Raw genomic sequence first — 12,820 nt, 5'->3', positions numbered from 1 at the left:
AATAAAAATGAAACTGTTCAATCAATTCCGTCTTCCCACCGTCAAGGAATCCACCAGCCAGTCGCGCAGGAAATTTCTCCAGCGCATGGCGCAGGCGGGTGTGCTGTTGCCTTTGGCCAGCAGCATGCTGGGACAAAAAGTGCTGGCACAGGGCGGCAGCGCCCAGCGGGTACTCTTTCTCTATTACCCCAACGGCGTGGTGCCCTACAACTGGTTGCCGCAACAGGGCGCGGGTGCCATCAGCGGCAGCCAGGAGCTGAGTTTCGGCCTCGGGCCGCTCGCCCCCTGGCACAACCGCATGATCGTTCTGCAGAACCTGACCCTGGACATCGGTTCCGGGGCCGGGGCCCACTACAACGATATGCGCGGCATTCTTACCGGTAACAACCAGATCAGCCGCGAGAGCGCCAGTATTGATCACCTGATTGCAGAACAGCTGGGTAGCGAGGGTGTACTCAGCCTCGGTGTGCGCACCGGTAGCCGCTCGGACATCATGATTTCCAAACCGCGCGGCTACGACAGTGAAGCGCGGCCTATCCCCAACAACGACCCCGCGGATACAGCGCAGAAGCTGGCGGTGGGTATTCAGGGCGGGGGTAATGATAGTAACGGAGAAAAGCAGGCGTATTACGAAGCGGTACTGAACGACTTCGACAGCCTTGCCAACGCCACCCTGGATGCGGCGCGCAGGGACAAACTGACCCTGCACGAAAATGCCCTCAAGCGCCTGCGGGACCTTGCCAGTAATCAGGTGGGCCAGTGCACCTTCAATACCAATGTGATGAGCGATCCCTATTACGCATCCAGCAATCAGCTCACACCCACCGAATGGCAGATGTTCCCGCACCTGGCGCGGGCGCAGGTGGACAATATTGTGGGCGCCTTTTCCTGTGGTCTGCACCGGGTGGCCACCCTGCAACTTTCCAAGGGCGACGAGAATGGCAACCTGGTGAATTACTCCTACGACGAGTGCTGGCAGATGGCTCAGGACGCGATCAGCCAGGGTATCCAGAGCACCAGCGAGAGCGGCCCGCTGGGTGCAACCACTCGCTGGTACAACGAATTTGCCAGCCACAGTGCTTCGCACCGTCCGGGCGATGTGCCGCACACCGCCCAGGTGCGCTGGTATCACTCCCTGCTCGCTTACACCCTGCAGCAACTCGAGGATAGAGGCCTGCTGGATGACACCCTGGTGGTGATGTTCAGCGAGGTGGGGGATGGCTCCAAGCACGGTGGTGCCGCGGGTGCGGTTACGCTGGCCGGTGGCGCCGGCGGCGCGCTGCAGATGGGGCGAATCATCAATTGTGGGGATGGCGCCAACAATGGCCAGCGTATTTTTGGCACACATCAACTGTTCGGTGATGTTGCCCGCTATCTGGGGGTGAACAGCCTGCCGGAAAGCCATTGGAGTGGCGGGGTCGTTTGATCTGGCGAAGTACAACTTGAGAAAAAATCATCAAAAAATACACACGGAGAAGAGCGGGGGAAATATGACTGTAAAGCGGTATGCGTTGACCGGGTTGTTGACGATGGTGGCGCTGACGGGATGCGGTGGCGGCGGAAGTGGTGCAACGCCTGCGCCGACGCCGCAGCCAACACCACAACCAGCACCCGAACCGGAGCCCCTGCCGGAAATTTCCATCGATCCGTATTGGGCCAATGCGAGCATCTACTTCCTGCTGACGGACCGATTCAATAATGGCGACAGCAGCAACGACCTGGCCTACGGTCGCCAGGCCGACGGTGCCCCCCTGCGCGGTTTTCTCGGCGGAGATCTGCGCGGGGTCATTGATAAGCTGAACGAAGGTTATTTTTCCGATCTTGGCATCGACGCTATCTGGATGTCTCCGATTATGGAAAATGTGCACGGCTATCTGGAAAGCTCCGGTCGCACCTATGCCTATCACGGTTACTGGCCAAAGGACTGGACCGCGGTAGATGCCAACCTGGGCAGTGAGGCCGACCTGAAGGAGTTGATCGATACCGCGCACGCGCAGGGCATCCGGGTATTGCTCGATGTGATCGCCAATCACACCGGCCCTGAAACCGCACAGGACGCGCTGTGGCCAAGCGTATGGGTGCGCACCTCACCGGTGTGTGACTGGTCCGGTTTCGCCGGCAATGTCACCTGCACACTCACCGATCACCTGCCGGATATCCGCACGGAAAGTGACGCGCCGGTGGAGCTCCCCGGCTTCCTGCTGGAAAAATGGCAGTCCGAGGGACGTCAGGCAGAGGAGCTGGCGGAGCTGGATGCGTTCTTCGAGCGCACCGATCATCCTCGTGCGCCGCGCTATTACCTGATGAAATGGCTTACCGACTGGGTGCGGGAATACGGCGTGGACGGTTTTCGTGTGGACACCGCCAAGCATGTGGAGCCGGAATTCTGGGCGGAGCTGAAACGGGAAGCCGAAAACGCGCTGGCCGACTGGAAAGCGCAAAATCCGCTGCAGAAAATCGACGATAAAGCCTTCTTTATGCTCGGCGAAGTGTACGGCTTCGGCGTCGATGATTTCTCCAACAGTGACGGTCGCCAGTATGATTTCGGTGATCAGCGGGTGGATTTTTACCAGTATGGTTTCGACAGCCTGATCAATATGGGATTTGTGCACCAGGCGGAACAGTCGCCGGCAGAGCTGTTTGCACAATATGCACAGGGTCTTAATACCGGTGACCTGAAGGGCGCCGGTGTCCTCAGTTACATCAGCTCCCACGACGATTTGGACAGCTTCGACCGGGACCGAAGTCGAGCATTTGAATCTGCCACAAAGTTGCTGCTGGCACCCGGCGCAGCGCAGGTGTATTACGGCGATGAACTGGGTCGGCCGCTAACGGACGAGCAGGCACTGTACGATGCCGAGTTGCGCAGTTTTATGAACTGGCAGGATATGGCGAATGTCGATACCCAGCTTTTGCTGTCGCACTGGCAAAAACTGTTGAATTTTCGCCGGCGGTTTGCGGCGCTCGGCGCGGGTGAGCATCAGGTGATCCAGCAGGCGCCGCTGGTGTTTTCCAGGAGCCTGGAAAACTTTGCCCCGGTGGTGGTCGCACTGGATCAACCTGCCGGCGACAAGCAAATACCGGTCGCTGGCGTATTTGAGGAGGGGCAGTCGTTGCTGGATTTCTATTCCGGCAACAGTACCCAGGTGGTCGATGGTGAAGTTGTAGTGAGTTCACCGAATTCCGTGGTTTTGCTCGGAATGCCGGAATAACCCCGTATCCGTGTTCAAACTGTTCCAATAAAAAAGCCCCGGAGATACCGGGGCTTTTTGTTTGGCGGGTGTGGCTTACTGTTCACTGGGCAGGTTCTGCAGTGCGGCTTTCAGCTCGCGCAATTTTTCCTTTACCCGCGCCGCATTATCCGGGCCAATGCGAATCATCAATTTGTGCAGTCCGGGCATTTTCTCCAGTTTCTCATCCTCAAACTTGTAGTACACCGTGGGGCGGACCAGCTTGATGGGGCCTTCAACTTCCGGTGCCGCCAGTGCCTGATCGATCGCGGCGAGCACCGCCGCGTGGAAGTTCTTGTTCTTCAGCCCGAGTTCGCCGTAGGCCTGTTTCAGGCGCGGGTACCAGAACTGATAGAGATTCACTGCGGTATCGGTATCGACCATGGCGAACAGGCGCACCGGCTGCTCGTAGCGCTGGTAGTTTTCCTGGGAGAGTACGTAGATCTTCTGGCCATCATCGCGGGTTTCCAGATCCTTCACCACCAGAGTGTCCTTCAGGTTGTTGAAGGGACGGTTCTTGTGCATCAGGTCTCCCTTGGTCGCGGTGTTCACCGCCGCTACCCATTTGCGCACCACTTCATCCGGCACTATCCAGTTTGCCAGCGCACCGTCGGAGGAGAGGCTGATGATGTCCTTGCGCGCTTCACTATCACTGTCGTTCAGGGCGGGCAGCTGACGCGGCGGATCTTTCGGCTCGGCGGGTTCCGGGGCGGGGGGAATGACTGGCTCATCCTCTGGCTTGTCGAGGTCGACGCTCGATGTGTCCGGTGCGGGTTCGGTGACGGGGGCGGGGACTTCGGGCTCCGGGGTATCCCGCACCGCGAACCAGTAAATGCCGAAAACTACTGCTGCTACCACCAGCAGCGCGATCAGCCAATCTTTGATACTGCCACCCATCTGCAAATCCTCCCGTTGATTCCCGCGCTCAGCGTCTGGCGCCTTAAAAGACAGTGTAAACCACTGACTGTGAAGTCTAGGACAGTATCAGGTCGCGAAGGTTTCGGATAGCGCGTTCCTCCGCCCCCCGAATATCTTCTGAAAGTCTCTCCCCGCAAAATCTCCAAAAATTATCCCCGCTTAAGTTTGCCTTAATTTGGCCCCCGTAGACTCACAGCATCGACAATCCAAAGAGTGGGTCTCATGGCAGCGGAAAGCTCTCCAAACATGGAACGGGAAAGTAAAGGATCTGCGCGAGTCTTCGCGCCAAGTGGCTGTCCGGGTTTCTTCCTGAGTGCAGCCGGAGACCGCAATCGGACCGCGGTGGAATCCTATATCGCGACCACCTTCGCCGAGACCTACGGCGCGCGGCTTTACCATTTTATGCCCCTGTTGCTGGCCCAGCGCAATGACAGCGGGCTGGTTTCTGCCTTGGGCATGCGCCGGGCGGACACTGGCCCCCTGTTTCTGGAGCAGTACCTGGATCAGCCAGTAGAAGCCGCACTGGCCAGTGCCACCGGCGGCGAAGTCGAACGGGGCGATATTGTGGAAATCGGCAATCTGGTCTCCACCGCCCGCGGCGGCAGTCGCCTGCTGTTTCTGATGCTGGCCGAGCTGTTTGCCGCCGCGGACGTGACCTGGGCCATTTTTACCGCCACCCCGGAAGTGCACCGCCTACTGAAAAAGCTCACCGGAAACCAGTTTGTGCTGTGCCAGGCGGACGGCGATCGCCTGGGTGACCGGCTCGCCGATTGGGGCAGTTACTACGATACCCGGCCGGCAGTGACCGCCATCAATGTGGCCGAGGAGCGCGATGCACTGCTGGCGCATCCGTTGATCCGGGAGTTATTACAGGCCTGTGCCACACCGGCACAGCAGATGGCGCATGCATTGCGGGAGGTTTACCCATGCAATTGATCGAACAGATCGCCGCGCACGCAGCGAGTTCACCGACACGGGCTGCGCTTGTTGGTGTTGAGGAAAACACCAGTTACTCGCAGCTATTAGAGGCAACAGAGTCGCTGGCAGGCGCGTTGCAACAACTGGGCACAGCGGTGCTTGGCTTGTATGCGGACAACGGGCCCCAGTGGCTGCTGGTAGACCTGGCCTGTCAGAAAGCGGGCGTAACGCTGGTGCCGCTGCCGGGCTTTTTTACCCCCCAGCAGCTCGAGCACACCATTCGCACCAGTGGCATGCAGGTACTGCTGACGGACGACTGCGAGCGCTTTACGCCGTTGTCTGTGGTGGGTGAGGCGCGGGGTGAACTCGCCGGCCTGGCCCTAGTCGAGACGCAGGGACCCGAGCGGGTAATCCTGCCCGCAGAGACCGCCAAGATTACCTTCACCTCAGGCTCCACAGGCACCCCCCGCGGCGTCTGTCTGGCGAATGAAACCCAGTACACCACCGCCGCCGCACTGGCCGGGCGCCTGGGTGAGCTCGATTGCGCGCGCCACCTGTGCCTGCTGCCCCTGGCCACCCTGCTGGAAAATGTCGCCGGTGCCTACACCTGCTGGTTACTGGGGGGCACCGTGATTGCACCGCCGCTGGCCAAGCTCGGCTTCCACGGCAGTTCCCAGCTGGATGCCGCGCAGCTGTGCCGTTGCATCGATGAGTATCAGCCAGACAGCCTGATACTGCTGCCGCAGATCCTGAAACTGCTGGTGGCGCAAATCCATCTGGGACAGTGGCGTGCGCCGGCCTCGCTGCGCTTTGTCGCTGTGGGCGGGGGCAAGGTCTCCGCGAAGTTACTGCACCAGGCGCGCGCGCTGGGGCTGCCGGTCTTCGAGGGTTATGGCCTGTCGGAGTGTGGATCGGTGGTGGCGTTGAATCTGCCTGGTGCCGACTGCCCCGGAGCCGCAGGACGTCCGCTGCCCCACTGTGAAATCCGCATTCGTGATGGCGAAGTGCAGGTGCGCGGTCCCCGTTACCTCGGCTACCTGGGCGACAGTGGTGCCGTCACTGATTTGGCCAGCGATATGGATGGCGACTGGCTGGCAACCGGTGACCTCGGTGCCATCGATAACGACGGCTTCCTGCACATTACCGGGCGCAAGAAGAACCTGCTGATCAGTGCCTTCGGTCGCAATATCTCGCCGGAGTGGATCGAGAGCGAAATCCTGCTGGATCAACAGGTGCTGCAGTGTGTGGTGATCGGCGATGCGCGCCCGTACTGCTGCGCGCTGATCTTTCCCCATCCCGGTGTGGCGGACGCGCGGATCGACGACTGGCTCGAGACGGTCAACCAGCGCCTGCCGGATTACGCACAGGTGCGTAACTGGATCCGCCTGCCGGCGCCACTGACATTTGCCGACGGCCAGCTGACTGCCAACGGTCGCCCGCGCCGCAATGCCATTGCCAATCAATATGCCGAATCCATTGAAACGCTGTACGGAGAATCCCATGCCTTTCTATGACGAACTGCAACAGCAGACCGAAGACGCCCGCCTGTCACTGTTGAACGTGCCACTGATCCAGCGCGGCGCTCGCGGTGAAATTGAATTACCGGAATATGTAGCTTTTCTCACCCAGGCCTACCACCACGTGAAGCACACGGTTCCGCTGATGATGGCCTGCGGCAGTCGCCTGGGCGATCACCAGGAGTGGTTGCGCGAGGCGCTGGCGGAATATATTGAAGAGGAAACCGGGCACCAGGAGTGGATCCTGAATGACATCGCGGCCTGTGGCGCCGATGCCGAGGCAGTGCGCTACAGCCGGCCCAACCTCTCCACCGAACTGATGGTGTCCTACGCCTACGACAGTATTGCCCGCGGCAACCCGGTGAGCTTCTTCGGCATGGTCAATGTGCTCGAGGGCACCAGTATCGCCCTCGCCACCAGCGCGGCCCGCGCCATCCAGACCTCGCTGGAATTGCCCAATAAAGCCTTCAGCTACCTGTTGTCCCACGGCGACCTGGATATCGGCCATGTGGATTTCTTCCGCGGTCTGATGAACCGCATCGACAGCGACACCGACAAGGCCGCCATCGTGCACAGTGCGCGGGTGTTCTTCCGCCTGTACGGAGATGTGTTCCGCGAAGTGGACCGCCAGAGCGTGGGCCTGGAGGCGGCGTAATGCACACTCACTCACCATCTGAAATAAAACCCGAAACCAAATCCGAAACAAAGCCCGAAACCAGGCCACTGACGGTGCTGGTCACCGGGGCTAGTGGCGGCATCGGCCGCGCCATCGCCACCCTGCTCGCCACGCGGGGCTACCGCCTGATGTTGCAGGGGCGCGATGCAAAACGTCTTGAACAACTGCGTATATCCTTGCCTGGGGATGCGGGCCACCGCATTTTAGTAGCCGACCTGCTCAACCCCGCCGCCCGCCGCACCCTGGTGCAGACCTGCCGTGAAGAAATGGGAGGGGTGGATGTGCTGATCAACAACGCCGGTGTTTCCACGTTTGCACTGCTCTCCGATACCAGTGACGAGGAACTGGGGCGGATACTCGGCACCAACCTGCTTGCTCCCATGGCTCTGACCCGCGACCTGTTACCGCTGCTGCAGGAGAGCAAACGGGCGGCGGTGATCAATCTCGGCTCCGCCTTCGGCCATATCGGCCATCCGGGTTTCAGCGTTTACGGCGCGAGTAAATCCGGCTTGCACGGCTTCACCGAGGCCCTGCGTCGTGAGCTGGGTGATACCGGCTTGCGCGTACATTACCTGGCACCGCGCGCGGTAGATACCGCGTTGAATACCGATGCGGTCAATGGGTTGAACCGGTCCCTCGGCAACAAATCCGACTCCCCGGAGCGGGTGGCGCAGGCCTGCTTGAGCCTGCTGGAAGGTGCTGCCAGCCAGCGTCGTTTTATCGGCTGGCCGGAGCGCCTGTTTATCAAGGTCAACGCCCTGTTTCCCACCGTGGTGGATTCGGCGCTGGTGAAAAAGCTGCCGGTCATTCGCGAATACGCACAACAGAACTTCCCCGACCTCAAAGGAGAAACACCGTGAAACATTCATCGCTTTCTGCACAACCGTTTGTCCGTTACCTGACGCTGCTGTTGATGACACTGGTTGCCCAGGTATTGGTTACCGCGTCCGCCGCTGCGGAATCCGCCGACGAGCGGGTTGCCACCCTGCAAAGTGCCTGGGCCAGGATCAAGTACCGCACCCCGGAAAAACAGCAGGCGGCGCTGTTTTCCGAGCTCATAGGTCAGGCGCAGGCGGCTACCGCAACTTATCCACAGAGCGCACCGGTATGGGTATGGAGCGGGATCATTCGTGCATCGTATGCCGGCGCCAAGGGCGGCCTCGGAGCGCTGTCTGCGGTAAAGGCGGCGAAATCTGATCTGGAGCAGGCTATTGCCATCGACGGCAGTGTGCTGGATGGTGCCGCTTATACCAGCCTCGGCTCCCTGTATTACCAGGTACCCGGCTGGCCAATCGGGTTCGGCGATGATAAAAAAGCGGAAGCTTTCCTGCGTAAGGGGCTGGAGTTTGGCGCCAAAGACGTTGATGCCAACTACTTCTACGCCGACTACCTTTTCCAGAAGAAAAGTTACACGCAGGCACTCGAATTTCTGCAGCGTGCGGAGAAAGCGCCCGCCGATCCCCAGCGGCCACTGGCCAGCGAAGGGCGGTTGGGGGAAATCAAAAGCCTGCAGGCAAAAATCCAGCAAAAAATGCACTAGGCTCAGGCCGATCACTGCACAGGGATAAGCACAGTCAATGCGGGTATTGCTGATCGAAGATGATGAATCCCTGGCCGACGGCATCGCCACGGCGTTGCGCCACAGTGGCTACGCCGTCGATCACGCAGCCCTTGGCGGCGAGGGTGTGTCCCTCGCGCGCGCCGCAAAGCCCGATGTGATCGTACTGGACCTGGGTTTGCCGGATCTCGACGGGGTGGAAGTATTGCGCCTGGTGCGTAGTCACGGGGTCAAGTCTTCAGTACTGATCCTGACCGCGCGGGATGATCTTGCCTCCAAGGTACAGGGGCTGGATGCCGGCGCCGACGACTACCTCACCAAACCCTTCGCCGTGGATGAGCTGCTTGCCCGTTTGCGGGCGCTGGAGCGACGTTTGGGGGTGGGGCTCAGTTCTGAAATCACCATCGGCGACGTGCGTATCAATCTCGCCAGCCACGAAGTATTCCGCGGCGACGAAGCGGTGAAGTTGTCGCGCCGGGAGTTCACCCTGTTGCGGGCCCTGGCGGAGCGGCCAGGTAATATCCTCAGTCGCGAGCAGCTGGAAGACAAGCTGTATAGCTGGGGAGAGGAAGTGGCCAGCAACACCGTGGATGTGCATATCCACAACCTGCGCAAGAAAATCTATCCCGAATTTATCCTGACCATCCGCGGCGTCGGTTACAAGGTGGGCCCCGCGCAGTGAGGTCGATTCGTTTCTTCCTGCTGATCACGCTGCTGGCTACCATCGTGCTGGTCAACTTTGTCGCCGCGCTGCAGGGGTATCGCGGCAGTATGTCGGAGGCGCAACGGCTGTTTGACCAGCAGATGGTAGCCACGGCGCAGTTGCTTTCCACCATGCCAGCATCACAACAATCGCCGGAACAACTTCCGGTCGTGGTGGAGCACACCGGCCCCATGGCGTTTCAGGTGTGGACGGAGAAGCAGGCCCTGTTGATGCGCTCGGTCAACGCGCCTGAGACACCGGTAAGTGCCTTTGCCGAAGGCTACCGGGAAGTGAATTTCTCAGGCTTCCGCTGGCGTGTGTTCTCCCACTATGCGCCGCAGTTACCTGGCTGGGTGCTGGTGGCGGAACGGGTCGACCTGCGTTACCAGCTGGCGGACAGGGTAATTCTGGAGTCGGTCACGCCTATTTTGATCGGTATCCCGGTGGCCGGCCTGCTTATCTGGTTGATTCTGGCGCGGGGCCTCGGCAGCCTGCGCAGGTTGGCGGCAGCGCTACAGGAGAAGCGCGCTGAAGATCTACACCCACTACCGCTGGACAATCCACCGGAGGAGTTACTGCCGGTCGTCTCCTCTACCAATGCACTGCTGGCGCGCTTACAGGAATCCTTCGAGCGCGAGCGGCGCTTCTCCGCGGATGCCGCGCACGAGTTGCGTACCCCCATCAGTGCGATCCAGGTCCATGCGCACAATCTCGAGCGGGAGTTGACGGAAACCTCCGCTGCCGAAAAGCCCGACTCCCTGCAAAAGCTACAGGGCAGTGTCGAGCGTATGGCACACCTGGTGGAGCAGATGCTGGACCTGTACCGAACCACCCCGGACCATTATCCGGCGCGTTTTGAAAGGGTTGATCTGTACGCATTAGCGCGAGAAGTCATTGCCGAGCACTATGCCGGCTTTGCCTGCAGAGATCAGCAGGTGGAACTCTGTGGCGCGCCGGCCGACCTCTGTGGAGATCGTTTTGCACTGTCGATTCTGCTCAAGAATCTGCTGAGAAATGCCAATAAATACTCACCACAAGGCGGGCAGATTGAAGTTGCGGTGAATGTTCTGAGCGAGCGCGATGAGGTAGAGCTACGTGTAGAAGATTCGGGGCCCGGTATTGCCGAGGCGGAGTACGCACGTGTTTTCGAACGCTTTTACCGGGTGGGTGGCGACCGACATGTCACCGCGGTGGAGGGGTGCGGGTTGGGACTATCGATTGTTCAGCATATCGCCCAGTTGCATCATGCGAATATCAGGCTCGGTACCTCACGTTTTGGTCATGGCCTTTCCGTGCAAGTCCGCTTCCCCCTGGTAAATCCCGTTGGGGAAAACTCCGTATCAGAATCGATGCAAGAGCGAGCAACAAAAAATGTCTAAATACCCGGTCGCCTGCATGGGTAAATTCCTGCTGCTGATCCTGTTTGCCTGCCTGAGCCTCGGAGCAGCGCGGCCGGAAATCAAGCTGGAAATTCGCGATCACCTGTTCCTCCCCTCGGAACTGGTGGTGCCAGCGAATACCAAGATTAAACTGATTGTGTACAACCGCGATCCCACCCCGGAGGAGTTTGAGAGCTACGAGCTGAACCGGGAAAAGGTCATCATGGGCGGGCAGAAGGCCATCATTTTTATCGGTCCGTTAAAGCCTGGTGAGTATCCGTTTTTTGGTGAGTTCAATCCGAAAACGGCGCAGGGAAAAATCATCGCGGAATAAACTAAGTAGCGTCGGATTGCCGTCATGTTATTGACCAGTGTCATCATCATTCTGCGGGAAGTGCTCGAAGCGGCGCTGCTGCTGACCATCCTGCTCGCGATGAGCCGATTCATCGGGCTCAATACCCGCTGGTTTCTGCTCGCGCTCGCCCTGGGTGGCCTCGGTTCCATAATTTACGGAAATAATCTGGCGGCGATTTCCAACGCATTTGACGGCACCGGGCAGGAACTGCTGAATGCCGGTCTGCACATTTTTATCTATGCCCTGTTGCTGATCACTACCTCGCTGATGGTGATTAATTACTATCGCCCCGGATGCCGGCTGTCACTGCTGAAGTGGTGCATGCTGCTGGCGGTGATGAGTTCGATATTGCGCGAAGGGGCGGAGATTTATATTTATCTGTACACCTTCCATACCCAGCCAGCGTTGTTTGGCAGTGTATTGAAAGGGGCTCTGATCGGCGCGGGTATCGGTTTCAGTATTGGTGCCCTGCTGTACTATCTGCTACTGGCACTGCCGGAGCGTCACACCCTGCTGATCACCTGTATTCTGCTCACGATCGTCGCCGGCGGTATGTGTTCACAGGCGGTGCAGCTTCTCATACAGATTGACTGGCTGCCGTCCCAGATGCCGCTGTGGGACACCTCGGCGCTGCTGAGGGAGGATTCGCTGGTAGGGCAGCTGCTGTATGCGCTGATGAGTTACGAGGCGTCGCCGACGCCCCTTGAAGTATTTCTATACGCAATGAGTTTGGCGGTTATGGCGCTGACACTCGGATTTACCCACTATGTTTATCGATCGCACGCTCATGTTCCCGCTGTTGCCCACTAAGGCCTGGCTTGCCCCGCTGACTCTGGCAGCTGCCGTGACTGTCACACCGCTTGTGGCGCATGCGGATGGCCAGGTGGTGGACCGCGTTTACGACCCTTACGTGCAGCCACTGGAAAAAGAGCTCGAATGGCGCACCTCCGCCATTCCCGGAAAGGACAAAACCTGGGGTGGGGAGCAGATACATCACCTGGGACTTGGCCGCAGTTTTTCCGACCGCTGGTTCGGCGAGGTCTACCTGATCGGCGCGCGGGACTCCGAGCGGGACCTGAAACTGGAGGCGATCGAGCTGGAGGCCAAATATCAGCTCACCGAGCAGGGCGAGTACGCCGCAGACTGGGGACTGTTGTTTGAACTGGAGCACGAGCGCGAAGAGAATGTGTGGGAGGCGGCAGCAACGCTGATCAGTAGCCGGGAGTGGGGACGCTGGACCGGAACGGCCAATCTCGCCGCAATCTACGAATGGGGCGACGACTTCAAGAACGAGTGGGAGTCGGAATTGCGCATGCAGGCGCGCTACCGCTGGTTGCCACATTTCGAGCCCGGGGTGGAATTCTACGCGGGGCAGGACTATCGCGGTATCGGGCCGATCATTCGCGGGGAAAAAAAACTCCCCAAGGCGAGCAAGCTGATGTGGGAGCTGGGGGTGATTCAGGGGCTAACCAGCGACAGCCCGGACCAGACATTCCGCCTGTTGTTGGAGTATGAATTTTTCTGAGCGGATGCCGGTGGTGACCCACCGGCGTCCACTCAGATAAA

At 59.5% G+C, this 12,820-nt stretch carries 13 protein-coding genes; 12 read left to right on the top strand and 1 reads right to left on the bottom strand.

Annotated elements, in window-relative coordinates:
* Nucleotides 1-7: 7 nt before the first annotated feature.
* A complete protein-coding gene (locus B4U49_RS13060) occupies nt 8-1,426 on the top strand; it encodes a DUF1552 domain-containing protein (protein WP_078085041.1) in 1,419 nt (472 codons plus the stop codon).
* Nucleotides 1,427-1,490: 64 nt separating this feature from the next.
* Nucleotides 1,491-3,212: an alpha-amylase family glycosyl hydrolase gene (locus tag B4U49_RS13055; protein WP_078085040.1), complete on the top strand. Its 1,722-nt coding sequence runs from the start codon at nt 1,491-1,493 to the stop codon at nt 3,210-3,212.
* Nucleotides 3,213-3,287: 75 nt separating this feature from the next.
* Here B4U49_RS13055 and B4U49_RS13050 read toward each other — a convergent pair whose 3' ends face one another.
* Nucleotides 3,288-4,127, bottom strand: a complete 840-nt coding sequence (locus tag B4U49_RS13050) for a DUF3014 domain-containing protein (protein ID WP_078085039.1) — start codon at nt 4,125-4,127, stop codon at nt 3,288-3,290.
* Between the two features lie 267 nt (nt 4,128-4,394).
* On the opposite strand from B4U49_RS13050, the gene B4U49_RS13045 reads away from it, so the two are divergent.
* The 10 genes from B4U49_RS13045 to B4U49_RS13000 are packed head-to-tail and all read left to right on the top strand — an operon-like array spanning nt 4,395 to nt 12,779.
* Nucleotides 4,395-5,084 carry a thermostable hemolysin gene (locus B4U49_RS13045; RefSeq protein WP_158078620.1) on the top strand — a complete coding sequence of 230 codons (690 nt, stop codon included), beginning with the start codon at nt 4,395-4,397 and terminating at the stop codon, nt 5,082-5,084.
* Entirely contained in the window at nt 5,075-6,580 is a 1,506-nt protein-coding gene (locus tag B4U49_RS13040; protein WP_078085037.1) for an AMP-binding protein, read from the top strand. Before B4U49_RS13045 ends, B4U49_RS13040 begins: the two co-directional genes overlap by 10 nt.
* Nucleotides 6,567-7,238 carry an iron-containing redox enzyme family protein gene (locus B4U49_RS13035; RefSeq protein ID WP_078085036.1) on the top strand — a complete coding sequence of 224 codons (672 nt, stop codon included), beginning with the start codon at nt 6,567-6,569 and terminating at the stop codon, nt 7,236-7,238. Before B4U49_RS13040 ends, B4U49_RS13035 begins: the two co-directional genes overlap by 14 nt.
* Nucleotides 7,238-8,119, top strand: a complete 882-nt coding sequence (locus tag B4U49_RS13030) for an SDR family oxidoreductase (protein WP_078085035.1) — start codon at nt 7,238-7,240, stop codon at nt 8,117-8,119. The genes B4U49_RS13035 and B4U49_RS13030 overlap by 1 nt, the downstream gene beginning before the upstream one ends.
* A complete protein-coding gene (locus B4U49_RS13025; RefSeq protein WP_204903039.1) occupies nt 8,116-8,799 on the top strand; it encodes a tetratricopeptide repeat protein in 684 nt (227 codons plus the stop codon). Before B4U49_RS13030 ends, B4U49_RS13025 begins: the two co-directional genes overlap by 4 nt.
* Nucleotides 8,800-8,836: 37 nt before the next feature.
* Nucleotides 8,837-9,499, top strand: coding sequence for a response regulator transcription factor (locus B4U49_RS13020; RefSeq protein ID WP_078085034.1), 663 nt, complete (start codon nt 8,837-8,839; stop codon nt 9,497-9,499).
* Nucleotides 9,496-10,899 (top strand): ATP-binding protein, encoded by a 1,404-nt coding sequence (locus B4U49_RS13015; RefSeq protein ID WP_078085033.1) that lies wholly within the window; start codon nt 9,496-9,498, stop codon nt 10,897-10,899. Before B4U49_RS13020 ends, B4U49_RS13015 begins: the two co-directional genes overlap by 4 nt.
* Nucleotides 10,892-11,233, top strand: a complete 342-nt coding sequence (locus B4U49_RS13010; RefSeq protein WP_239692619.1) for a cupredoxin domain-containing protein — start codon at nt 10,892-10,894, stop codon at nt 11,231-11,233. The genes B4U49_RS13015 and B4U49_RS13010 overlap by 8 nt, the downstream gene beginning before the upstream one ends.
* Before the next feature lie 24 nt (nt 11,234-11,257).
* Nucleotides 11,258-12,064 carry an FTR1 family protein gene (locus B4U49_RS13005; protein WP_078085032.1) on the top strand — a complete coding sequence of 269 codons (807 nt, stop codon included), beginning with the start codon at nt 11,258-11,260 and terminating at the stop codon, nt 12,062-12,064.
* Nucleotides 12,021-12,779, top strand: coding sequence for a hypothetical protein (locus tag B4U49_RS13000; protein WP_204903038.1), 759 nt, complete (start codon nt 12,021-12,023; stop codon nt 12,777-12,779). Before B4U49_RS13005 ends, B4U49_RS13000 begins: the two co-directional genes overlap by 44 nt.
* Nucleotides 12,780-12,820: the final 41 nt, after the last annotated feature.

This window comes from Microbulbifer mangrovi, from assembly GCF_002009015.1.
Taxonomy (GTDB): domain Bacteria; phylum Pseudomonadota; class Gammaproteobacteria; order Pseudomonadales; family Cellvibrionaceae; genus Microbulbifer; species Microbulbifer mangrovi.
The sequence above is the reverse complement of the archived record's forward strand: the minus strand, read 5'-3'. Positions and strand labels throughout refer to the sequence as shown.